Below are 22,813 nucleotides of genomic sequence, written 5' to 3'. Positions count from 1 at the left end.
CTCAAACGGCCTCCTCCGTAAAGGTGATGCCGGCGTGTTCTGTCAGTCGACGGACCAGTTTGTCGCCCATTGCCGCGGCCGGTGTCCAGATGCCGCCGGGTAGCGCCTTGCGTGAGGGCAGGTCCCACAGCAGGCACAGCGCACTTTCGCTGAGCATTTTCGAGGTAGACCCGTAGCCGGGGTCCTCGTCCCCGTGCACACAGATGGCAAGTGTATCCCCCGCCTGTGTGGTACCCACGAACAGCAGGTCGTAGTAGCCGGCATCGCGCTTTGCCCGGGACGGGCCTTCTCCCGGCTTGGCCAGCACCGTTTTCTGCAGCAAGGTGCGCAATGGCTTGATGGCCAGTACTTTTTCCGTCAGCCGCACGCGGGCGGCGATAGCCTTGGCCTTGCGCTGGCCGGCTTTGCCATCGCCGGTCATGGCCATCTCGTCGTAGCGGAAATCCTGACCGTAGGCATGGCCGAGCAGGGCGTTGCTGCGGTGCACGTTCTTGGTGTTGATGGTGGCCATTTCGAATGGCGCCACCCATGAAGCGATGTTCGCGTCGTATTTGGCCGCGCTGTCGTCCGGTTGGGGTGCACCGGTAAACCCCGGCACCAGTGAAAACGGGTTTTCCACGCGCTGGCGATAGACCTCGTCGCGCGCCGCGGTTTCGAAAGTGGCGATGCCGCTGGCGATGGTGCCGCCGGAGAGTTCGCCCTTGGCATCGCGCACGCGCCCGCCTACCGCCGTCAGCGGCTGGCCGCTGTGCGCCTGCGCCAGTTGCTGCAGCGTGAACACGCCGAGGTCGAAGGGCACTGAGTCGAAACCGCAGGAGAATACGATGCGCGCGTCGCTGGCAGCGGCCTGCTCGCCGTAGCGCTCGATCATTTCCGACATCCAGCCGACCTCGCCGCACAGGTCCACATAGTCGGTGTTGTTCTCGATACAGGCGAGCAATAGCGGTTCGCCGTAAAACTGGTAGGGCCCCACCGTGGTGATCACCGCACGGGTGCGCGCAGCCATGGTGCGCAGGGATTCGGGCGCACTGGCATCGGCGATAACGATGCCGACCTTCTCCGACGCGCCGATGCGCGTGCGCACCTCCTTGAGCCTGGCGGCGGAGCGCCCGGCGATAGCCCAGCGCAGGTCACCGTCGCTGCCGTAGGCGTTGTTGAGATATTCGGCCACCAGTGCGCCGGTGAAGCCGGTGGCGCCGTAAACGATCACGTCATACATTGTCGAACTCCGCGGTTCTGTAATGCCCATATACAGGTTAACAGAGGATGATACGCCTGTTCAGGCAGATTGGCGCTGCCTCCGGCGTCCTCAAGATGACGCCGACAGGCCGTTGCGGGCGATGACCTCGGCATACCACCTCGCGCTGTCCTTCAGCGTGCGCTGTTGGGTCGCGTAGTCCACGTGGATCAGTCCGAAACGTTTCTGCAGGCCTTCCGCCCACTCGAAATTATCGAGAGTTGTCCATACAAAATAGCCGCGGATATCGCAGCCTGCCTGCACAGCGCGATGCACCGCGCGCAGGTAGCTATCTAGCAGGTCGATGCGTTCACTATCGTGGACCGCGGACCTTCCATCTTCCACGACCAAATTGTCAGCGAAAGCACCGCCGTTTTCGGTGATCAGCAGGGGTTTACCGTAGTCCTGCCACAGGCGCATCAGCACGCGGTACATGCCCTGGGGATAGATCTCCCAGCCCATGTCGGTGTAGCCGGCTCCGGTGACTCGGTGTTCAGGTATGATGCTCGCGCCTGTCTCGCTCTCCGGGTCGTGTCGCGTCCAGTAGCGGGTATAGTGATTGACGCCAAGGAAATCCGTTGGTGTGGCGATCACAGCCATGTCCTCATCGGTCGCATTGACACTCGCGGCGTCCAGCATCGGCCGGATCGCTTCCGGGTACTGACCAGTCATTATCGGATCGAGGAACAGACCGTTGAAAGCCATATCGGAGAAGGCCGCGGCCTGTTGGTCAGCGTCTGTGTCAGTCAGCGCTTCAAACAGGGCCTGGTGAGTGACCAGGCCCACCCGGGCACCGCTGGCCTGTGACCTGATGGCATTGACGGCAAGGCCGTGGGACAAGTTCAGATGGTGCGCGGTGGACAGATAGATGCTGACATCCTGCAGCCCCGGGGCATGATTTCCCAGCAGGTGGCCATTGAAGGCGTGAACGTTGGGCTCGTTGTGCGTAAACCAGCGCGTCACCCGGTCGCCGAACCGCGCGGCCACGGTCTCCGCGTAGCGGGCAAAGGCCTCCACGGTGCGACGGTCGGCCCAGCCGCCACGATCCTGCAGGGCCTGCGGCAGGTCCCAGTGGAACAGGGTAGGGCAGGGCTCAATGCCATGAGCCAGCAGTGCGTCGATCAACTGGTCATAAAAATCCAGCCCGGCGGCGTTCGGTTCGCCATCACCCAGGGGAAAGATGCGCGGCCATGCCAGGCTGAAGCGATAGGCCTGCAGGCCTATCTCGTTCATCAGGCCGACGTCTTCCGGCCAGCGATGGTAGTGGTCGGCGGCGACGGCGCCATCGGTGCCATCATCAATGTTCCCCGGGTGCTTGCAGAAGTTGTCCCAGATGCTGGCACCGCGGCCACCCTCGCAGACACCGCCCTCTATCTGGTAGGCGGCGGTTGCACTGCCCCAGAGGAAATCGTCTGGAAACGCCAGTTTGTTGTTATCGGGCATACACTTTCTCCATGACAGCGGTTGATGCTTTTTTTTTTTCGCAAAGGTTACGGCTTGCATGTTCAAATGAAAAGAATTATTTTCATGTCACCGGCAGGCGCTGCCGATACGGAGAAAAATGCGAGTGATGAACACCCAACAGCAAACAGTTGACGGTGGTGTGTGCAATGGTGATGCTGCGGCAGACTATCGGCGCGACGGGCACGTCACTGTCCGGGAGCTGCTTTCCCCGACTGAAGTGGCGGCTATGCGCGATGCGGTCACGGCGGCGGTGCAGCGAGATCTTGACGCGGCATCGGTGTCGCCCCTGGAAGAGCGTGATACCTACGGCAAGGCCTTTCTCAAACACATGAACTTGTGGGCGCGTTATGAAGAGGTGGCGGAACAGGTGTTGTCGCCGCAGCTGGGACGGGTCGCGGCTGATCTGATGGGTGTTGAGGGTGTGCGTATCTACCATGACCAGGCGCTGTTCAAGGAACCGGGGGGTGGCCCCACACCCTGGCACCAGGACCAGTACTACTGGCCGATAGACACCGTCAATGCCATCACCATGTGGCTGCCCCTGGTCGACCTGCACCGGGATATGGGCATGTTGCAGTTCGCTTCCGGCTCGCACCGCAAGGGTTATCTCGGCCACCTGCCCATCTCTGACCAGTCCGAGGAGGTGCTGGACAACCATGTGCGTGAGCAGGGCTACCCGATTGTGTCCGAGCCCGCTATGCGCGCCGGCGATGCTACGTTTCATGCCGGTTGGACACTGCATGCCGCGCCCGGTAACAGCAGTGGCCTGATGCGTGAGGTGATGACCGTGATCTGGGTGGCTGACGGGTGCCGCGTCACCGAGCCGGTCAATCCCAACCAGGCACGCGATATCACGCGCTGGATGCCCGGCTTGCGCCCTGGCGACGCGGTGGCCAGCGAACTCAACCCACTGACCTATAGCCGCGCCAAGGCGCCTGTAGCCCGCAAGTGAACAGCGTGCAGCGCCGCCAGCGCATGGCCGATGCGTTTCAGCAACGGTTTTCTCGAAGTGCCACGCACTGGGTGCGCGCGCCTGGCCGCGTGGATGCCATGGGTAGTCATACCGACTATAACGGTGGTTTCGTGCTCACCGTGCCTATTGATCGCGATACCTGGATCGCTGCGGCGCCGCGCAATGACAGCCGGGTGCGCATGGCATCCCTGAACCTGCCCGAAGCTGCCGAACTCGATCTCTCAGCAGTGCCGGCCTCCCCGCTCGCGGGCTGGCCGGTGTATGTACAGGCGGTGATCAGGGCGCTGCAGGATGAAGGTATGACGCTGCGGGGTTGTGACCTGCTGGTACACGGAACGGTGCCGATTGCCAGTGGCCTGAGTTCGTCAGCGTCCCTGGAGGCGGCGAGCGCCGTGTTGCTGACAACACTCGCCGGTACTGTCATGGAGCCGGTGCGCATGGCGCTGCTGTGCCAGCGCGCCGAGAACGAAACCGTTGGTGTCAACTGTGGCATTCTCGATCAGTACAGTGTGATCCTCGGTGAGCAGGGCTCCATGCTACTGCTGGACTGTCGTGACCTGCGCCATCAATACGCCCCGATACCCGCTGGTCTGGTGCCGGTGATCTGTAATACCAACAGGCATCGGGAGTTGTCGGGTTCCGAGTATGGCGAGCGGCGCAGCAGCTGCGAGCAGGGCATGGCGGTGCTGCGCCGGGCCCGGCCCGAGATCACCTGCCTGCGCGACCTGACGCCGGACCAGTTCGATACGCTTGCCACGCTCCTGGATCCGCTGGTGGCGCGGCGCTGTCGCTTCGTGGTGGAAGAGAACGCGCGGGTTTTGCGCATGGCTGATGCCCTGCGCGATGGGGACCTGCAAGTCATTGGCGAGCTGTGCGCGGCATCCTTCGCGGGAGCCAGGGGCCTCTACGAAATCACTATTCCCGAGATGGAGCAGATGTACGCGGCGGCTATGGCGGCACCCGGGGTGGTCGGGGTACGCCAGGCCGGCGCTGGCTTTGGCGGCTGCATGCTGGCCCTGGTGGCGAGCGCCGACGTCAATGAGTTCATCGCGGCGACAGGCTCAGGCTATCGCCACGCCAGCGGTATAGAAGCGGATATCTACCCGGTGCAACCGGCGCCGGGGGCGGGGTTGCTGGCACAGGAAACGCTGAGCTGATGCAGCAGGATCTGTTTGGGCTGACGCCCGCGGGAGAGGCGGTGTATGTCTATACCCTGCGCAATACGGCCGGTATGGCGGTGCGATTGCTGGATTACGGCGCCACCCTGATGCAATGCTGGGTGCCGGACCGAGAGGGTCACTTTGGTGACGTGGTACTGGGCTGCGATACCTTGCATGACTATATCCAGCACTCTCCGTACTTTGGCGCGACAGTGGGCAGGGTCGCCAACCGCATTGCCAATGCGCGCTATGCACGGGAAGGGCGCACATGGCAGTTGGATCACAACGACGGCAAACACCACTTGCACGGCGGGCATCAGGGCTTCGACAAGCGCGTCTGGCGGGTCGAGTCCATTGCCGGAGAGCGCAACGCGCTGGATTTTCACCTGCTCTCACCGGATGGCGACGGGGGCTACCCGGGTGAACTGGCGGTGTCAGTCCGCTACACGCTGCTTGAGGATAACAGCCTGCAGATCGATTACAGTGCGCGGACTTCTGCCCTGACGCCCTGCAACCTGAGCAACCACAGCTACTGGAACCTGGCCTGCCATGACTCGGTACTGCAGCATACGCTGGCGTTGCATGCTGAGCATTATCTCGAGGTGGACCCGGAACTGATTCCGACCGGGCGTGTCCTGCCGGTCGCGGATACGCCGTTTGATTTTCGCCGTGCCAGGGCACTGGGGCGCGACCTGCAAGTCCTGCCCGACGGCTATGATCATAATTTCGTTGTCGCCGCAGCCCGCCGCAGCCAGCCGGAACCCGCGGCGGAGCTCTACGACCCCGAGTCCGGCAGGTACCTGCAGGTATACACAACCGAGCCCGGCATACAGTGCTACACCGGCAATTTCCTCAATGGTGTGCCCGGTAAGGCCGGTGCGTCCTACGCGCGATTCGGCGGCATATGCCTGGAGACCCAGATGTTTCCCGACGCGGTACACCACGATCATTTCCCATCGGTATGGTTACATCCCGGAGAGCATTATCACCAACATACTCGCTATGCATTTTCGCTGCGCTAGTCGCTCAGGTAGCGCGGTAGTGCCGCTCCGCTTGCTGGCGTAACTTTTCCGCCGCCTGCTCCGGCGTCAGATCGCGCTGGGCTTCCGCCAGTAATTCGTAGCCCACCATGAATTTGCGCACGGTAGCCGAGCGCAGCAGCGGTGGGTAAAAGTGCGCGTGTAGTTGCCAGTGCCGCGCGTCCCCTGTGTCAGGCCCCGGTGCGTTGTGCCACCCCATGGAATAGGGGAAGCTGGTGGCGAACAGGTTATCGTAACGCACCAGCAGCCGTTTCAGTATGGCTGCCAGGCTCTGTCGTTGGGTCGCCGTCAGCGCATCGATGCGAGCAACCGCAAAACGCGGCAGCAGCAGGGTTTCAAACGGCCAGGCTGCCCAGAAGGGCACTACTACCAGCCATTCATCGTTGGCGACGACGACCCGCTCCTCACGTTGCACTTCCAGTTCGGCGTAGTCCAGCAGCATGGCCCTTCCGTGTTCGCTCCAGTAGCCCTGCTGGCTGTGTTGTTCTTTTACTGCCTCGTTGGGCAGTGCGCTCGTCGCCCAGACCTGCCCGTGGGGGTGTGGGCTGGAGCAGCCCATCATGGCGCCCTTGTTTTCAAACAATTGCACCCAGCGGTAACTGGCAGACAGCTCTGTGTGTTGCTCTGCCCAGGTGTCGATCACGCCGACGATATCTGTCTCAGCCATCTCCGCCAGGGTCAGGTCATGGCGCGGCGAGAAGCAGATGACGCGACAGCAGCCGCGGGCGCTTTCCTGCTGTAACAGTGGGTGATCCGCAACCCCGGGAGCTGCCTTTTCGAGCAGCGCAGGGAAGTCGTTCTCAAAGACATAGGTGCCGGTGTAGACCGGGTTGTCGAGGCCGGAACTGCGCTGGTTGCCGGGGCAGAGATGGCAGTCCTTGCTGAAGCGCGACCGCATCGTCTGTTCGTTCGCCTCCTCCTGGCCCTGCCACGGGCGCTGCATACGGTGGGGCGATAACTGCACGAAGTCCCCGGTGAGAGGGTTGCGGCGTCGATGCGGTAAGTCCGTAGGTTTCATGCTCGGGTCCTGCCGTGGCTGTGGCGTAGTGGCACCACTGGGTGCCCTCAACAACTCTATATTGACAGCTGCAACGCCAGCTGAAAAGATATCGTTTCAAAAAGGATTGGTTGCGCCGATGAAGCCGCAGCGATAAGGGGTCAAAGCATGCATGTCTTGGTAACGGGTGCAGCCCGCGGAATTGGTGCTGCCGTGGTGGCCGCGTGTCGCGCAAAGCAGCATCGGGTGACCGCCTGCGATATCGACGCTTCTGCTCTCGCGGGGGTTTACGCAGAGAGGGAAGGCGTCGACTGCGTAGCGTTGGACGTGGCCGACGCCGGGTCCTGGGATTCGGTGCTCGCCGAGGTCTGGGCGAGGCAGCCGGTCGATGCGCTGATTAACGTGGCCGGTGTGCTGCGTGCGGGCGTGACCGGAGAACTGGACCCGGCAGACGTGGCCCTGCAACTCAACGTCAATGTGCGGGGCGTCATTTACGGCACCGATGCCGCCGCGCGGCTGATGCGTGGGCGTGGCAGTGGACATATCGTCAACATCGGTTCGACATCCTGCCTGTTTGCTGTACCCGGCAACGGCGTTTACTCCGCCAGCAAACACGCCGTCCGCGGCTTTACGATTGCTGCCGCCGGGGACCTGCGGTCCCATGGACTCAATGTAAGCCTGGTGTGCCCGGGCGCCGTCAAAACCGACATGCTCGAGCAGCAGCGTGGCGATGACCGCGCGGCGCTGACGTTCGAGGGCAAGCGCGCCCTGGATGCGAGCGAAGTTGCTGATGTAATTGTCGATCATGTGCTGGTGAAAAAGCCGCTGGAAACCTATCTCCCCGGAGGAGACCAGTGGAAAGGCAAGCTGTGTACGGTGCTGCCGGAGGTGTTCCTTTCCAGCGTGGAGAAATCGCGCGAAAAGGGCATTCGCAACTTCAAGTCCCCGCAGCACTAGTGGCGCCTGTGGTTCAGGCTTCCAAACCCTGAATGATCACCCCATAGAGGAGTTTGATCTCCCGGGTCAGCGCCTCGGGACTGGGTCGTGGCCTGGTACCCAGCCAGTCTCTCACCAGTTCGTTGCAGGCGCCGATGATCGCCACCGGCAGCTTGCCTGCCAGTACCTTGTCGTTTTCCGGGAAGCGCTGGTGAAACTCGTTGCGAATCAACGCAGCAAAGCGTTCGTGGGCTTCGCTCCGGATCTGCTCGAGTTCATCGGACACGCCGACTGAGTCCAGGTAGGACAGGCGGGCGTAGCGTTCATCGTGCGTATAGGCGTGCACCCAGGCATCAATGGCGGCGTCTAGGCGGGCGTCCCAGTCATCCACCGGGGCACTGGCCAGTGCCTGCAGCACGCAGGTCTCCGCGAATCGCGCAACACGCTGGTACACCTGCGCCATCAGCGCTTCCCGATTCTTGCCCAGCTTGTAAAAGTCGCGTGTGGAGACGTTTGCCGTGCTGCAAAGCAGTTCAATCGGCGTATGACTGAAACCGCGCTCGGTGAACAGGTCGAAGGCGGCAAGGGTCAGCCGCTCCAGGCGCTCCTCGTCACGCTGTTCCTTGGTCAGGCTTTTGCCGGGCCCCCGTGAGAAATCGCCTCGCGGCAGGGTGGCGGTAGAGCGGTTGGATTTGTTCATGTATACACCTTGCAGTGTGAAGTCCGCGGCTAAACGCTCGTGGGCTTCCGATAATTGGCTTGCCATGCGACAACTGAAAAGATATATTTTCAACAATAAGTGTTCGCTGGGCTAGTGGGAATTGTGCCCTGTTTTAATCGGCTGACCAACCCGAATCGCCCCGGGCTGCCACAATAACGTCACAGCAGCCGGGAAAGAGAGGAAAGAATTATGCCACGCCCCCGTACCGTCCTGATCACCGGCTGTTCTACAGGTATCGGCCGCGCGCTGGCGCTGGCCATGGCCGACGCGGGCTGCGAAGTGTTCGCCAGCGCCCGGCGCCCGGAGACCCTGGCCGATATCGCGCGTGACAATCTTCACCCCCTGCAACTGGATGTCCTTGATGGGGCAAGTATTCAGGCGGCGCTGGCAAAAGTATACGACCGGGCGGGTCGCGTAGACATGCTGGTCAATAATGCCGGCCTGAGTGTCACGGCACCGTTGGTGGAAACCGATCTTGCCCGTCTGCAGGGCGTGATCGATACCAATTTGACCGGCTGCATAGCGATGATACAGGCGATTTTCCCGCACATGGCTGATGCCGGCGGGGGCCGCATCGTGAATGTGGGCAGCGTGGTGGGGGAACTGCCGGTGCCGTTTACGGCGACGTATTGCGCGACCAAAGCGGGCCTGCACATGCTGTCAGACGTGTTGCGTATGGAAGTGCATCCTTTTGGTATCGATGTGGTCACCGTGCAGCCCGCGGCGGTGAGTACAGAGATAGAGGCCCGCTCCGGCGAGGGCGTGGAGGCCTTTGCCAGCGAGCAGTCCCGTTACCACCGGTTCTACCAGAGCATCCGCAAGCGCTTCGAGGGCCAGGATGGCTCGGCCATGTCGGCGGCGGATTTTGCTGCACATATCACACCCCAACTGCTGGCGGAAAAGGCGCCGCGTGTTGTCCACGGCGGTGGTAAGAACGGCATGCTGCGTGCTCTTGCGCGTTTGCCAGCCGGGGTGCGCGACAAGCTCATGCGCAACGAATACGGTCTGCAGTAGGGAAGATGGAGTCGCTGGCGGGCAGTATATGTGTGGTCACGGGTGCCGCCTCAGGCATTGGCCTGCACACGGCCCTCGAACTGGCGGAGCAGGGGGGCACGGTGGCCTTGCTGGACGTCCGTCAGGAGGCTCTGGATGCCTGTGTAGAGGCCTTCGCGCCGCTGTCCGGTGACGCGCTGAGCTTCATCTGTGACGTGACCTCCGACGTGGACCTGCAGCGGGTGCGCGGTGAACTGGAGGCGCGTTTCCAGCGCGTGGATATACTGGTCAATAACGCGGGGACCGCTGTTTTCGATTATTTTGAAGCCATGCCCGCTGACTTGTTTGACCGTGTCATGGCAGTCAATTTCGGTGGCGCGGTCAAAACAACGCGATACCTGCTGCCATTGTTACGGAGGTCAAAAAGGGCGCAACTGGTCAATGTAGCCAGCATTGGCGCGTTTAGCACGGCCCCCGGCTACAGCAGCTACGGCGCCAGCAAGTACGCGCTGCGTGCCTTCTCCGAGGCGCTGTCCCAGGAGTTCCCGGAGGAGGAGTTACAGGTGCTGACGGTCTTTCCGGGTGGGATTCGCACCGGGCTGGAGCAGAATTCAGTGGCCATTCTGGGCGTGGGCGACGCTGCCGCGGCGGCAGATGAAACCCGCGGAGGCACCTCGGCAGACAGTGCCGGCAAGCAGATCGTGCGCGCTATCAGGCGGCGCCGGCGGCGACTGTTTATCGGTGTGGACGCGAAACTGCTGTACCTGTTTGAGCGCGTGGCGCCCGGGTTGCTGTTGACGCTGATGGGGCGCTGGGTGCGTCGCGCCAGTGCCAGGGCGGCACAGGAGAGCGCCAGTGAATAGCGCGAGCGCAATCAATAAAGCACCGCAGGAGAGAGACTATGAGCAGGCAGCAGATGCCGGATGACCCGCACCAGGACCCCTATTTCGATGTCCCCAGAACCATCCACCACACCACTGAGGGTCGGGTGGACCTGCCTATGCTGTTCTTCAATACGGCATTGCGGCAGGTCAGCTACTGGGTGCCGCTGGAGCGGGCAGCGGCAGTGCTCGAGGATACCGGCCTGGTGCCTTGCCGCTTCTTCAACGGCAAGGCGCTGGTGACGCTGATCTTTTTCCAGTACCGCGACGTGACCGTGGGTGCCTACGACGAGGTCGTGATCAATATCATGGTGCGGCCGAAGATGCTGCCCGATGCGCGTTTTTACCTGCCCAACCTGCTCAAACAGAATGCCGACGACTGGAACGTGATGGCCGGTTACGTACTGGAGATGCCGGTGACCATACCCGAGGCACGGGCTGCCGGTCGCGAACTGTGGGGCTACCCCAAGTTTGAAACCAGGATACCGTTCCGGCTTGGCGAGCGGGACTTCGAGTTCGGTGTGGATGATCCTGACAGCGGCGAAGCGCTGATGCGTGCGCGCGGGGAGATGGGCCGGGGCATAACCCTGCCAGGCAGTGATTACCTGACCTATACCAATTTCCAGGGCAAGATCCTGCGCACCGTGACGCGGGTCAAGGCGAAGGTAACGACCTCCTTTCGCGGGCGGGTCGACCTGCAGGTGAGTGACTCCGGGCATCGCCTGGCCAGCAACCTGCGCACACTGGGACTGGCGCAACTGCAACCTTTCCTGTTACAGCGCTGTGATCATGCCCGCACGCGACTGGAGGTGGGCGAAGAGGTGGCCGAATGGCCCACCCCGCCGCTGGCCTACGCCAAAGAAGGGGTGCACCCTTGAACGCCATGGGTGTCATTTTTACGCCCAGGAGAGAGGTGTTGTGAGCATGCTCAGCACATTGCAACGTACGGCGGTGCTAACGGGCAAGTCCTGTGCGTTTATCGCCCGCAACGGCCCCAAACCCACCGGTTCACTGCGCGTTTGCCGGGCGGAAATTGCCCTGCCCACTGATTCGTATCCGTTGTACGAGGCACTGGTGCAGATGGAAACCGCGAGACTGGAAATGCCACAGCAACCCCGGCTGGTCCTGAATTTTATTGAAGTGGCGGATCACGGTTACCGCGAGTTCCAGGTGATGATGCGAGCGGCCTATGGCGGCCAGGAGCGCTGGTATCTCAACCATATCCTGATCAATAATTTTTTTGGCTGGATATACGGCCTGAAGGACTACGGTTACAACAAGTACCTGTATCAACTCGACTACCGGTTTGACGACCAGAACGCAAGCATGGACATGTTATTGCCGGCCGGTAAACCCTATATGCGCGCCGCGTTTCGCGCAGACCCTGCTGCACCGGTCCTGGAGGTTGACGACGATGGCTCCTACTCTGTGAAAGACAACAAGCTTATCTACTGCAAGACCGCTATGTCGTCCATTAAAGATGTCAGCTTGCATCACGGGTATATTGATGTGCAGAGCAACCACTTCGTGCAGCACCAGGCCGAGATCGATTATCCCGTTGAATGGTCGCGCCTGATACCCGAGGGGCGGCACGCGGCGAGTCTCTACCATGGCGATGTGAAGGAAATCGGCATGGAACCGCTGCAGGTTCTGGAAACGTGGTAGCCGTGGTCTGGGAGCGCACTTTCAAGCCGGCCGGGTATGGAGGAAGTACATGAGCGATCAGGTCGCCGGGCAGTCGGCAGAGACTGCGAGAACGTACAGAGTCAGCCGTCTCAAAGGTTTACGCCATTTGCTCAGGTGGTTGCGTAACCCGGTGAGTTTCGAGGGCGCGAGCCAGGTACCGAAGATGAAAATGGCTACCGGCGCCCCGGAGTTCGCTGCTCGGGTCGCGGACATGCGCCAGCATCCGGTTGGCCAGCGCATTCTCAGTGATCGGCCGGACCTGGGCGCCGCCCTGGGTGATCCGGCGCTCGCCGCTTTGCCAGAGGCTTCACTGGGGCGGCATTACCACGCCCACGCCAGCGTCGATGGTGCCGTGCCCGGCTACATGCTCAGCGGCCTGCTCTATCGTGGCAGCGAATTCGATACGCTCGACTGGAGCCAGGACATGAAGTACCTGCTGGTGCGTTTCAACGCCACCCACGACCTGGTGCACCAGCTATGCGGCTACGGCACGGATCTCGCCGGCGAGGCGCTTACCATCAGCTACACGCTGGGCCTGGAGGCAATGCAGGCAAGCGGGGCCAGGCGCGCGGCCAGGGCATGGGCCGGCGTGTCGTGGTTGATGATGTCACCGTCCATAGGCTGGCAGCGCTACCGGGCCCACGTGATGGAAGCCTTTGAGCGGGGGCTGGCGACGTCGACCACGCGCGCCATGCACAATATCTACTTCGAAGAAATGTTGCCGCAGCCGCTCACCGCGGTGCGCGAAGAACTGGGTGTGCCACCCCTGACACAAGCCGTTGACACTGCGCAGTGGCGGCTGAGCCGCCTCGGGCAGAAGATCGCCAGCGGGTACCGCAAGGCCGAAGATGCCGCGGGCATGCGCATGCGCAACATGGATCAACTGGTGCGGGCCGGAATCTCAGTGCGTACCCTGGTGAACCTGGACGAGCAGGTGCTTGCAGACCTGCTCGAGCGCGTGGACGCGGGCGCCGACGCCGAGGCTCTGCGCCGATTCGCCGAGGGCAGGGCGGTTGCCTGAGACGACGGCGGCAACGCTGCCTGCTGATACCGCGCAGGCCTACCAGCGGGCCGCCGAGCGCGAGGGCCCGGTTCCCGTCTCGGTAAAGTTATACCAGGCCATCGGCGCGCTGCCCGATACCTTCAAGAACTGGGCGTTCAACACCTTCCTGTTGTTGCTTTATAACCAGGTCTTGGGCATGCCCGCATCGCTGGCCTCGCTGGCGCTGATGATTGCTCTGGTATTCGATGCCATCACCGACCCGCTGGTGGGATCGTTTTCCGATGGCCTGCGTTCCCGCTGGGGGCGACGGCATCCGCTGATGTACCTCTCCGCACTGCCGCTGGCGGTATCGCTGTTGTGCCTGTTTAGTCCGCCCGCGGCCCTGGGGGAGTGGGGCCTGTTTGGCTGGCTGCTGTGTTTTGCCGTCACTACACGTGGCGCCATGACACTCTTCCTGGTGCCCTGGAGCGCCCTGTTCGCAGAACTCTCCGACGACTACGCCGAGCGTAGCTCCATCATCACCTTCCGTTACGTGATGGGCGCGGTGGGGACCGTGGTCTTCGCCTGGGTGACCTGGACCTATATTTTTCCCAGTTCCGAATCCTACCCTGTGGGCCAACTGAATCCGCAAGCCTACCCGGTGTTTGCCCTGGTGCTGGCCGCGGTGGTACTGCTCTCGGTGCTGCTCACCACCATCCTCACCATGGGCGAGATCAAGTACCTGCGGCAGCCGCTGCACAAGTCCGACTTCGGGCTCGGTTCAACTTTTCGCGATTTGCTTGCCGCGGTGAAGAACCGCGATTTCATGGTGTTATTTGGCGGCCTGCTGGTGTCCTCGGTGCTCAGCGGGATAGTCGCCGCCTTTGAAATTTACTTTCACACCTTCTTCTGGGGCTTTACCTCCGAGGACCTGCGCTGGTTTACACTGGCCATTATCGGTGCGCTGATCGGCTCGGCGATGATTCCTGTCATCCAGCGTCATTTCGATAAAAAGCACATCCTGCTGACGGCGATGGTTTTTTCCCTGGTGGACGGCGTCGCGGTGATAAGCCTGCGCCTGCTGGACATCCTGCCCGCCAACGGTGAGCCCCTGTTGCTGCAATTACTGATCGTCAACGAGGTCTTTCGCCTCGTCGCACTCACTGTCACTATCATCATGTTCGTCTCCATGGTAGCCGATACCCTGGATGCTCAGGAGCTCGACACCGGCCTGCGCCAGGAGGGTGTTTTTTCTGCCGCGATTTCTTTCTCGGGTAAGGCAGTATCCGGCTTCGGCGTACTGATCACCGGCCTGTTGCTGGACTACGTGATCGGTTTCCCACAGAGCGCATCGCCCGATACAGTCGCTACAGAGACGGTGTTCAGGCTCGGTGTCGTTGGCGGCATTATTGTGCCGTTGTTTTATATCGTGCCGTTTTATATGGCCACTCGCTACAACATCAGCCGGCAGCGACATGCCGAAATTCGTACGGCGCTGGCCGAGCGTTATCAACAGTCCTGACAAATCCTGATCGCGTGCCCTATCGGCTATTGCATTCGTATTTGTTGTGGCCTATATTTGAGCAAACGCTCAATAAAAATAAACTCCCATGGTGGAGACGGAGGTTTGATATGTCGCAACAAGAACAATCCGCTGTAGCAGCAGTGACACTACCAAAGATACCCAGCTGGGACACCGATACGTTGCACGTGGGTGCGGATGAGCTGGACTATGTCACCATCGCGGAAGGCGTCGAGGTAAAGGTGGTGCATGTGGATCTGAACCAGGGCATCTGGATTGTGTTCAATCGCTTTCACCCCGGTGCCAAGGTGCCTGCGCACTACCATTCCGGCCAGGTTTACGCGGTTACCCTGGAAGGACGCTGGAGTTACAAGGAATCGCCTGAGGCAGTGAATGAGCCGGGTTCCTACCTTTTTGAGCCGGCCGGGTGCACACATACCATCGAGATTCCACAGGATCAGGAAGGCCCCACAGTTGTGTGGTTCGCCGTGCACGGTGTCAACGTGCAACTGCAGGATGACGGGGAACTGGACATGGTCGTGGACGCCAGAACCATGCTTGAGGGCTATCGCATGCTGCTCGGCGCCATGGGCAAACCGGCTCCCAAAACCCTGGTTTTCGGCGAGTAGCACAAGTTCGGGCGCCTGACCGAAACGCCGCTTTAAACCAATCTTTTGTGAACCCCAAGAGTATAAGAGGGAATATCCGTGAGCACGTATAAAAAAGCAAACACTCAAAAAATGTCTGTTCTTGCCACCGCAGTAGCGGTGGCGTCCGGGCTGACTTTCAGCATGGCCGCACAGGCGCAACTGGAGGAGGTGATCGTGGTTGCGCAGAAGCGCGCCGAAAACCTGCAGGATGTACCGATTGCGGTGACGGCCTTCGACTCTACACAGCTGGAAGCGAAACAGATCACCAACGTGGCCGATGTACGCTATACCGCCCCGAACGTCACCTTCACCAAGGACAACTTTACCGGCAGCAACTTCAAGATCCGTGGCATCGGCAGCGACCTGATCACCGCCGGCGGCGATCTCGGCGTGGGTATTCACGTCAACGAGGTGCCGTTGCAGCAGCCGAGAATATTCCAGACCGAGTATTACGACCTGGAGCAGCTGGTGATTCTGCGCGGCCCACAGGGCACACTGTACGGCCGCAACTCAACCGGAGGCGCAGTCAATATGATCACCAACCGCGCCAATCCGGACGAGTTTGAGGCCAATCTGGAAGGGCAGTTCGGCAACTACGACCACATTCGCCTGAAAGGCATGGTGAACATTCCTTTCGGTGACAACTTCGCGGTTCGCCTCGCCGGGATCGGCCTGCAGCGCGATGGCTACACCGAGAACATCTACACCGGTAACGATATCGACGATCGCGACCAGTACTCACTGAGAGCTTCAGCGCAATGGTTCATGACCGAAGACACCACCATCAACTTCATGGTGTCATACATGGATGAGGACAGCAGTCGCACGCGCAGCCAGAAGCAGCTGTGTCATAACGACCCGTCGGGCCTGCTGGGTTGTCTGCCTGACAAACTCGCTTTCGAAACCGTGAACCAGACCGCGCAGGTGACCTCGACCCTGGCCGCTGCCCTGGGCCCCCTGGGTCCCGTGCCCGGTTTCAGCAACGAGGCCAGGTTTAATCCACGCGACATGCGCAAGGTCAACGCGCAGACCGACCCCAGCTATAAGATGGACGAAACGCTGGCGATGATCCGCCTCGAGCACGATTTCGATGAGCACTCGCTGACGCTGATGGGTAGCTACCACACCACAGACCTGGTTTCGAACCAGGACTTCAACATGGCCGCCAGTGACACCGAGTTTTTCCCCTCGCCGCTACTGGAGTTCATCGCGCCGGTAACTCACGCGACCTACTTCGCGGACAACACACTGCCGATTTCCTCCACATCGGGCAATAACACTGGTTCGGTAGGCGGCAATATCGCTCGCTTCACCAACACCATGGAAGTGTACGACGAGTCGGCGAACTCCGCGGATGAATACAGCCTCGAGGCCAACTTCGCTTCCGAGTACGATGGCCGTTTCAACTTCATGGTGGGCGCGTTCTACCTGAACTATGAGCTGGAAGACGACTACATTGTGCTGGGCACCGGCCTGGATTACTTTGCCCTGGTATTTCCCGCGGTACCGATTGCGCTGGGCGGCGCCATCGGTGCGGACGGGCTTGGCTGGGTCAGCCCGGCTTTCCACAACACCACTGAGAAGTATGAACTCGATTCGCAGGCGGTGTTCGGCGAGGCCTATTACGACCTGAACGATACCCTGAAGCTTACCGTTGGCCTGCGCTATACCGATGACGAGAAAACGATTCGAGATGCCGCCCTGTTCCTGGCCAGCGACGCCAACGGCATACCGGTATTGCAGCCCTTTGGCGCAGACCTGCCCTACGGCGACCAGGCGGTCAGTCGTGAGGACACGCAAAGCTGGCAGGAGACTACCGGTCGAGTGGTGCTGGAGTGGATGCCGGAATTCAACTGGTCTGACCAGACCATGTTCTACGCGTCTTATTCTCGCGGTTACAAGGGCGGTGGTTTCAACGCACCCTTTGACGAGCAGGAATTCCCGAACATCTCCAAGACCTTTGAGCCCGAGTACGTGGACGCTTTCGAGGTCGGCACCAAGAACCAGCTGTTCGATGACACGCTGCAGGCCAACGTAACGGGTTTCTATTACGATTACGAAGGCTACCAGGTATCCAAGCTTGTAGATCGCACCGCATTTACCGAGAACACGGATGCGGAGATATACGGTTTGGAGGCTGAGTTCATTTTCGCACCCACGGCCAACTGGTTGTTCAACGCAAATCTTGCTTACCTGAAAACGGAAATCAAGGACTTCGCCTCCTCGGATCCGCGTGACCCTACCCAGGGTCGGAGTGACGTGACCCTGTTGAAAGACAGTTTTTCTGCCTCCAACTGCGTGGTGCTGCACAACGGTGCGCCGGCGCCGGACATGCCCGGCTTCAACAGCTGCAGCGCGCCGGTGTTGAGCGACGGCTCACCACTGCCTGAGCCTTACACGCTCGATGGTGGCGTGGCTGTAGACCTTTCCGGTAACGCCTTGTCCAATTCGCCGGAGTACACCATCAGCGCGGGCGGGCAATACACCTGGCCGCTGAACTCAGTGGATGTCACCCTGCGTGTCGACTACTACTGGCAGGACGAGATGTACGGTCGCATCTACAACCGCCCGATCGACAAGATCGATTCCTTTCAAATCTGGAATGCACAGTTGAGTATCGATTCGCAGGATGACACATGGTACGCCCGGGCGTATGTGAAAAACATCGGCGACGAGGACGATACCGTGGGCATGTATGCATCGGATGCGTCTGCGGGCCTGTTCACCAACGTGTTCCTGGTGGAACCACGACTGTACGGTGTCACCCTGGGATACAACTTCTGACACCTCTATTGGCCGGGCCTTAGGGCCCGGTCTTTTTTGACGCATGGTGCCCGGCACTGCGCATGCATTTCTCCCTACAGCTGTTTTCCGCGTATACTGCCGGCCGAGCGCCGCCGCATCGGCGCTGTTTCTGGCGCCTGAACAAGTTGGTTAGCGATTATGACGAAGAGAACCCGGGCGAGCCGCGAGGCGGGTAACCCGCCCGCCGCATCCGCGAGTAAACAGAATGACAGGGAACAGCGTGTCATCCGCGCTGCACTCAGCGAGTTTGCCGAGAAGGGTTTCGACGGCGCAACCTGGCGCAGCATTGCTGACCGCGCCGGTGTCAGCCAGGGCCTTATCAAGTTTTATTTTTCGGACAAGGAGGGTTTGTGGCAGGCGGCTCTGCTGCACGCCCACGATTCCATGTCCGAGGATTTGCCGCCGCCACCTTTCGAAGTAGAAAAAGATCCCGACCGCGACCTTACCGAGGAATGGATTCGCGCCTACGTCCGGCATGCGGCCAAACACCCGGACTATTTCAAGATGATCATGCGCGAGGCGGCCGCCCCCAACCCACGCATCAGCTGGGCAGCCCAGAATGTGCGCCGTTTTTCACACGGCGATTTCCAGCACGGGCTCGAGCTACTGCAGAAGCGTGGCTACTTCCCCGGCATGAACCCGATCCTCCTGCAGTATGCCTTCCTGGGCGCCGCCCACCAGCCCTTTCTGGCCAGTGAGGAAATCCGCGCAATCTACGGCGTGGATACCACGACCAATAAAATGATTGAGGCCCATGCGGATGCATTGATATCGCTGTTCCTGGGCCCGCGGGATGGCGACTAGACTGCCTTCTGGCTGACAGTCACCGGTTCAATCCAGCGCTGCCTGCGCCTTTGCCAGTTCACTGCGATCGAGCGGGAAGCGCCAGAACAGCGGCACCGCTGCGAGGAAAAACAGGCCCGGCATCCACGAGTAGGTGCCGATTACCGAGAACAGGGCCGTGTCGCTGTTGGCGTGGCTGGTAGCGTCGAATCCAAAGAGTCCGGGTATCGCCAGCGCCGCAGCCACGCCCACGGTAATGGCGAACTTCACCACGATGCCGCCGAAAGCCATGTACACCCCCGTGCGTTGTGTGCCTGTTGTGGCGGCGTCCAGATCGATTACATCGGCGATTATCGCCATGGGCAGCATGAGCAGGGCGCCGAGCGCCAGCGAGCGCAGGGTAATGGTCACGATAATCCCCCATACACCGAAGGCTGCCATCAGTGGAATCACCGCGGTGAACAGCGCGATCCACAGCAGTGCGTAGCTCAATGCGCGGTGCTTGGAAGTGCGCACGGCAATTGCCGTCCATACCGGCAGGCCGATAAAGCTGGCGATGAACTCCAGCAACAACGATGGGGCGTAGAGATCGGGCCGCGAGAAGTAGTGGTCGAACAGGAACCATCCCACTGCGCCTCCCGGGGTAATGCCGATATAGAGCAGCAATATGGCGAGCGCGAAGAGGCGAAAACTGCGGTTTCTAAACGCGATCATGGCGCCATGGAAAAACGGCACGTGCTCGCCGATATGGGGGTGACCCGCCGGCACACGGCGTACCGCCAGTAGTATCAGCGGCGGCAGGCACAGGAAGATCACCCAGGTCATCACCTCCAGCACCGGGCGCAGGTTTTCATGGCCGGCGCGGGCCACAACGAAGGCGGTTAGCAGGGCGCAGATACTGCCGAGGGCGCCAACGCGTTCGCGCAGGCTGGTGACGCGTGTGCGGCCATCATAGCTGCTGGCCAGCTCCGCGCCCCAGGCGACATAGGGTAGCTGCACCATGGTCAGGCCCAGGAACAGGATGGAAATGCCGGCGAGAAAATAGAGCTTGCCGGCATGGTCCGGCGGCAGGAACAGTAACCAGCATCCCAGCAACAGCACGGGCGCCCCCGCAAGAATCCAGGGCTTGCGCCGGCCGAGCCTGGAACTTGTGCGATCACTCAAAAAACCGATCAGGGGGTCGGTGATGACATCGAGCCCGCGAGACAGCAGCATCAGCGCACTGATGGCCAGCATCGGTATGCCCACCTCACTGGCATAGAAGGCCGGGACATAGTTGACAATGGCCAGGGTGACATAGGCGATAAGTAGCTGTAGTGACGCATAGGTGAGACTGGTGCGCGGTGAGGGATCAAGGCTGTGTGGCGTTGTTGGCAACGGTGCATTCTCCGCATCGCCGGCGCCCCGGGTTTGAATCACTGGCGGGCGGGCTGGTCGATTATCAGTTATTGGTTTTTTTGAGCGTTTGCTATATTATTTTTGATACTAGCACGGTTGAACATGACCGCTACAGTGTTACGTGCCGCCGATGACGAATAACAATAATGTTGAGGTTACACTATGCGTACTATCGAAAGATCCCATTTGTTCGTGGCCCTGGCCTCGGCACTCTCCCTGGCCGCCCCGGCCGCTGCCCAGGACGTCCTTGAGGAAGTGATTGTCACCGCGCAGAAGCGCAGCGAGAACATGCTCGACATCCCGGTGGCCATGAATGCCCTGAGCGGTGTGAAAGTTGACGAAGAGTTTATTACCGGGGTGGAGAGCCTCACCCGGCTGGCGCCGTCGCTGACCATACTCGACGATGATATCAGCATACGCGGTATTGGCACCGGTGGCTTCGCGCTCCAGGTGGAACCTACGGTGGCTTTCTCCATCGACGGTGTCGTGCTCGCCCGCACCAGCCAGGCCTTTATCAACCTGATCGATGTGGAGCGCATCGAAGTGCTGCGCGGCCCGCAGGGCACCCTGTTCGGCAAGAACTCCTCAGCAGGCCTGGTGCAGATCATCACGCGACGGCCCTCACGCGAGGCACTGGAGGGTGAGGCGGAACTGCAGTTGATCGAGGATGACCAGTACATCTTCCGCGGGGCCCTGTCTGGCCCCTTGACCGACAGTACCGCCGCCGGTCTCAGTGTTTATTATGAGGACAACGACGGATTCACCCCCAACCCATCCGTGAGCGGCAAGAATAACGGTGAAGAGACCTACACCGTGCGTGGCAAAATAGACAGTGACCTGACCGACAACATTAACCTGCTGGTGACCGGCTACGTCAGGGAGTCGGACAAGACCGGCCCGGACCTGCAATGGCGCAGCATCAGCGAGCCCGCACTGCAGGATATCGTCAGCGGCCTGGGTGTCACGGCAGATGACGAAAACGAAACCTCGACATCGGACGGGCAGGGCTTCGAGAACACCGATGAATGGAGTCTGCAGGCGGAGCTGAACTGGGATGTGGGTGATTTCACGCTGACCTCGCTCAGCGCCTACATGGAATGGGAGATCGAGACCCGGGACGACGTGGACGAACAGCCCACGCCGATTCGCGAAACCCGGTTCTACTACTTTACTCCGTCCCCGTTCGGGAATGTTGGGCCGGTAAACTTCCAGCAACGCGTTGGCCAGACCATCGACCAGTTCTCCCAGGAGCTGCGCCTGACCTCGCCGGCCGGAGAAAAACTCGAGTACATCGTCGGCGCTTATTTTCAGACCTATGAGCTTGACGACAGCGTGCGCCGGGATTTCGACCTGTGTACCCTGCCTGGCCTGATCCTGGGCTTTCCGCCGGGGCCACCGTCGCCGTCATTGGTGCCGGGGCAGGCCTGTGTCGACCCGACCTTCTCGATCATTTCCCTGACCGATGCCAGCCGCCTTGTCGGTTTTCCCGACGTGAACGGCCAGCCGGCGCTGACCGTCGCCGAGGTGGTGCGCAACGTGAAAGGTGATAACTACGCGGTGTTCGGCCAGGGCACCTATCGCTTCACCGACGCGCTGGCGCTCACCGCCGGCATGCGTTACCAGTACGATGAAACCGACCTGGATTTCGAAGTCACCATACCCAATATCGTCCCCGGTTGGGGCTTTGGTCCCGCTGCCACCCTCAGTGATTCAGTCAGTGGTGACGGCGCCTCCGGCAAACTGGCGCTGCAATACGATGTGACCGACGACACGATGGTCTACGGCAGCTACGCGCGAGGCTATAAAGGGCCAACAGGTGTGTTCGAAGGCGGTGCGATTGCCGATATCGACGCCGAGACATCCGACAACTTTGAGGTGGGTTTGCGCACCGCCATCCTGGATAACCGCGGCTTCGTGGCTTTGACCGGCTTCTGGAGCGATTACGAGAACTTCCAGGAGGAGCAGTTCAGTGCCGTGGAGCAAACCTTCATCCTGTCCAATGTCGGCGAGGTGCGCTCCCGCGGCGTGGAACTGGAGACCCGTGCCAACATCGGCGAACACTGGGTATTTGATGCCGCGGTATCCTATGTGGACGCCACCATCGAGGACTACCCCGGAGGCCCCTGCTATGTGCCGGTCACCTCGGACCCGGGTTGCGTGTTTACACCCGGCCCCGGCGGTACCGTCTCCACTACCAAGGACCTCGCCGGCGGCGACATGCCCAATTCCCCGGACTGGAAGTACTACGTCAGCGGGCGGTACCAGCGCGACCTCGGCGGCAGTAACCTGCGCGTGTTCGGCCAGTTGAGCTATGCCTGGCAGGATGAAGTCAACTACAGCATCAGCCAGAACCCGCTAACGGTGCAGGATGATTACGGGATCCTCAATGGCAACATTGGTTTCGGTAGCCAGGATGGGACTTACCAGGTCACGCTGTTTGCGCGTAACCTGCTGGATGAAGACTATGTGACCAACGTGTTCCAGGACTTCATAATCGGATACTCAGCCAATACCCTGCACTATCGCCCAAAAGACGCCGAGCGTATTTTCGGTATCGCCTTCCGCGGCAGTTTCTAGGAGGACCA

Annotated in this window: 19 protein-coding genes; 14 read left to right on the top strand and 5 right to left on the bottom strand. The window is 60.7% G+C overall.

Annotated elements, in window-relative coordinates; translation table 11 throughout:
• Position 1 precedes the first annotated feature (1 nt).
• Both F0M18_RS07540 and F0M18_RS07535 read right to left on the bottom strand, forming a co-directional pair.
• Positions 2–1,219: a saccharopine dehydrogenase family protein gene (locus tag F0M18_RS07540; RefSeq protein ID WP_149610809.1), complete on the bottom strand. Its 1,218-nt coding sequence runs from the start codon at positions 1,217–1,219 to the stop codon at positions 2–4.
• Positions 1,220–1,309: 90 nt separating this feature from the next.
• The gene (locus tag F0M18_RS07535) at positions 1,310–2,680 is read right to left on the bottom strand and encodes a GH1 family beta-glucosidase (RefSeq protein WP_149610808.1); all 1,371 of its coding nucleotides are present in this window, start codon (positions 2,678–2,680) and stop codon (positions 1,310–1,312) included.
• Between the two features lie 127 nt (positions 2,681–2,807).
• On the opposite strand from F0M18_RS07535, the gene F0M18_RS07530 reads away from it, so the two are divergent.
• Genes F0M18_RS07530 through F0M18_RS07520 form a run of 3 tightly spaced genes read left to right on the top strand, consistent with a single transcriptional unit; the run spans position 2,808 to position 5,856 of the window.
• The gene (locus F0M18_RS07530) at positions 2,808–3,653 is read left to right on the top strand and encodes a phytanoyl-CoA dioxygenase family protein (protein WP_149610807.1); all 846 of its coding nucleotides are present in this window, start codon (positions 2,808–2,810) and stop codon (positions 3,651–3,653) included.
• Positions 3,650–4,831: a galactokinase gene (gene galK / locus F0M18_RS07525; RefSeq protein WP_149610806.1), complete on the top strand. Its 1,182-nt coding sequence runs from the start codon at positions 3,650–3,652 to the stop codon at positions 4,829–4,831. The genes F0M18_RS07530 and galK overlap by 4 nt, the downstream gene beginning before the upstream one ends.
• Positions 4,831–5,856, top strand: a complete 1,026-nt coding sequence (locus tag F0M18_RS07520) for an aldose epimerase family protein (protein ID WP_149610805.1) — start codon at positions 4,831–4,833, stop codon at positions 5,854–5,856. Before galK ends, F0M18_RS07520 begins: the two co-directional genes overlap by 1 nt.
• A 4-nt stretch (positions 5,857–5,860) precedes the next feature.
• Here F0M18_RS07520 and F0M18_RS07515 read toward each other — a convergent pair whose 3' ends face one another.
• Positions 5,861–6,892 carry a UDP-glucose--hexose-1-phosphate uridylyltransferase gene (locus tag F0M18_RS07515; protein WP_149610804.1) on the bottom strand — a complete coding sequence of 344 codons (1,032 nt, stop codon included), beginning with the start codon at positions 6,890–6,892 and terminating at the stop codon, positions 5,861–5,863.
• A gap of 147 nt (positions 6,893–7,039) precedes the next feature.
• On the opposite strand from F0M18_RS07515, the gene F0M18_RS07510 reads away from it, so the two are divergent.
• The gene (locus F0M18_RS07510; RefSeq protein WP_149610803.1) at positions 7,040–7,828 is read left to right on the top strand and encodes an SDR family NAD(P)-dependent oxidoreductase; all 789 of its coding nucleotides are present in this window, start codon (positions 7,040–7,042) and stop codon (positions 7,826–7,828) included.
• A gap of 13 nt (positions 7,829–7,841) precedes the next feature.
• Here the strand turns inward: F0M18_RS07510 and F0M18_RS07505 are convergent, their stop codons facing one another.
• Entirely contained in the window at positions 7,842–8,507 is a 666-nt protein-coding gene (locus tag F0M18_RS07505) for a TetR/AcrR family transcriptional regulator (RefSeq protein WP_149610802.1), read from the bottom strand.
• Between the two features lie 210 nt (positions 8,508–8,717).
• Here F0M18_RS07505 and F0M18_RS07500 point away from each other — a divergent pair, with 210 nt between their 5' ends.
• The 9 genes from F0M18_RS07500 (at position 8,718) to F0M18_RS07460 (ending at position 18,851) form a co-directional block, all read left to right on the top strand.
• Positions 8,718–9,542: an SDR family oxidoreductase gene (locus F0M18_RS07500; RefSeq protein ID WP_149610801.1), complete on the top strand. Its 825-nt coding sequence runs from the start codon at positions 8,718–8,720 to the stop codon at positions 9,540–9,542.
• Between the two features lie 5 nt (positions 9,543–9,547).
• Positions 9,548–10,384 (top strand): SDR family NAD(P)-dependent oxidoreductase, encoded by an 837-nt coding sequence (locus F0M18_RS07495; protein WP_149610800.1) that lies wholly within the window; start codon positions 9,548–9,550, stop codon positions 10,382–10,384.
• A gap of 38 nt (positions 10,385–10,422) precedes the next feature.
• On the top strand, positions 10,423–11,280 hold the full coding sequence (locus tag F0M18_RS07490) for an acetoacetate decarboxylase family protein (RefSeq protein WP_149610799.1): 858 nt from the start codon (positions 10,423–10,425) through the stop codon (positions 11,278–11,280).
• Positions 11,281–11,320: 40 nt separating this feature from the next.
• Complete coding sequence (locus F0M18_RS07485; protein WP_149610798.1) at positions 11,321–12,067, top strand: hypothetical protein; 747 nt, start codon at positions 11,321–11,323, stop codon at positions 12,065–12,067.
• A 49-nt stretch (positions 12,068–12,116) separates the two neighbouring features.
• A complete protein-coding gene (locus tag F0M18_RS07480) occupies positions 12,117–13,109 on the top strand; it encodes a Coq4 family protein (RefSeq protein WP_149610797.1) in 993 nt (330 codons plus the stop codon).
• Positions 13,102–14,592 carry an MFS transporter gene (locus F0M18_RS07475; protein WP_188109633.1) on the top strand — a complete coding sequence of 497 codons (1,491 nt, stop codon included), beginning with the start codon at positions 13,102–13,104 and terminating at the stop codon, positions 14,590–14,592. The genes F0M18_RS07480 and F0M18_RS07475 overlap by 8 nt, the downstream gene beginning before the upstream one ends.
• Before the next feature lie 110 nt (positions 14,593–14,702).
• A complete protein-coding gene (locus F0M18_RS07470; protein WP_149610795.1) occupies positions 14,703–15,221 on the top strand; it encodes a 2,4'-dihydroxyacetophenone dioxygenase family protein in 519 nt (172 codons plus the stop codon).
• Positions 15,222–15,332: 111 nt separating this feature from the next.
• Entirely contained in the window at positions 15,333–18,026 is a 2,694-nt protein-coding gene (locus F0M18_RS07465; protein WP_149610794.1) for a TonB-dependent receptor, read from the top strand.
• Between the two features lie 159 nt (positions 18,027–18,185).
• Positions 18,186–18,851, top strand: coding sequence for a TetR/AcrR family transcriptional regulator (locus F0M18_RS07460; protein ID WP_149610793.1), 666 nt, complete (start codon positions 18,186–18,188; stop codon positions 18,849–18,851).
• Between the two features lie 27 nt (positions 18,852–18,878).
• On the opposite strand, the gene F0M18_RS07455 is transcribed toward F0M18_RS07460, so the two are convergent.
• Positions 18,879–20,207: an MFS transporter gene (locus tag F0M18_RS07455; RefSeq protein WP_188109632.1), complete on the bottom strand. Its 1,329-nt coding sequence runs from the start codon at positions 20,205–20,207 to the stop codon at positions 18,879–18,881.
• 183 nt (positions 20,208–20,390) lie between these two features.
• Here F0M18_RS07455 and F0M18_RS07450 point away from each other — a divergent pair, with 183 nt between their 5' ends.
• Positions 20,391–22,805 (top strand): TonB-dependent receptor, encoded by a 2,415-nt coding sequence (locus F0M18_RS07450; protein ID WP_149610791.1) that lies wholly within the window; start codon positions 20,391–20,393, stop codon positions 22,803–22,805.
• Positions 22,806–22,813 lie beyond the last annotated feature (8 nt).

The sequence above is a fragment of the Pseudohalioglobus sediminis genome, from assembly GCF_008370495.1.
Lineage (GTDB): Bacteria > Pseudomonadota > Gammaproteobacteria > Pseudomonadales > Halieaceae > Halioglobus.
The sequence above is the reverse complement of the archived record's forward strand: the minus strand, read 5'-3'. Positions and strand labels throughout refer to the sequence as shown.

Coding starts and splice junctions, on each gene's coding strand:
- F0M18_RS07505 (WP_149610802.1), bottom strand. CDS start 8,507: ATGAACAAATCCAACCGCTCTACCGCCACCCTGCCGCGAGGCGATTTC.
- F0M18_RS07490 (WP_149610799.1), top strand. CDS start 10,423: ATGAGCAGGCAGCAGATGCCGGATGACCCGCACCAGGACCCCTATTTC.
- F0M18_RS07480 (WP_149610797.1), top strand. CDS start 12,117: ATGAGCGATCAGGTCGCCGGGCAGTCGGCAGAGACTGCGAGAACGTAC.
- F0M18_RS07520 (WP_149610805.1), top strand. CDS start 4,831: ATGCAGCAGGATCTGTTTGGGCTGACGCCCGCGGGAGAGGCGGTGTAT.
- F0M18_RS07465 (WP_149610794.1), top strand. CDS start 15,333: ATGTCTGTTCTTGCCACCGCAGTAGCGGTGGCGTCCGGGCTGACTTTC.
- F0M18_RS07450 (WP_149610791.1), top strand. CDS start 20,391: ATGCGTACTATCGAAAGATCCCATTTGTTCGTGGCCCTGGCCTCGGCA.
- F0M18_RS07500 (WP_149610801.1), top strand. CDS start 8,718: ATGCCACGCCCCCGTACCGTCCTGATCACCGGCTGTTCTACAGGTATC.
- F0M18_RS07530 (WP_149610807.1), top strand. CDS start 2,808: ATGAACACCCAACAGCAAACAGTTGACGGTGGTGTGTGCAATGGTGAT.
- F0M18_RS07470 (WP_149610795.1), top strand. CDS start 14,703: ATGTCGCAACAAGAACAATCCGCTGTAGCAGCAGTGACACTACCAAAG.
- F0M18_RS07495 (WP_149610800.1), top strand. CDS start 9,548: ATGGAGTCGCTGGCGGGCAGTATATGTGTGGTCACGGGTGCCGCCTCA.
- F0M18_RS07510 (WP_149610803.1), top strand. CDS start 7,040: ATGCATGTCTTGGTAACGGGTGCAGCCCGCGGAATTGGTGCTGCCGTG.
- F0M18_RS07535 (WP_149610808.1), bottom strand. CDS start 2,680: ATGCCCGATAACAACAAACTGGCGTTTCCAGACGATTTCCTCTGGGGC.
- F0M18_RS07540 (WP_149610809.1), bottom strand. CDS start 1,219: ATGTATGACGTGATCGTTTACGGCGCCACCGGCTTCACCGGCGCACTG.
- F0M18_RS07515 (WP_149610804.1), bottom strand. CDS start 6,892: ATGAAACCTACGGACTTACCGCATCGACGCCGCAACCCTCTCACCGGG.
- F0M18_RS07460 (WP_149610793.1), top strand. CDS start 18,186: ATGACGAAGAGAACCCGGGCGAGCCGCGAGGCGGGTAACCCGCCCGCC.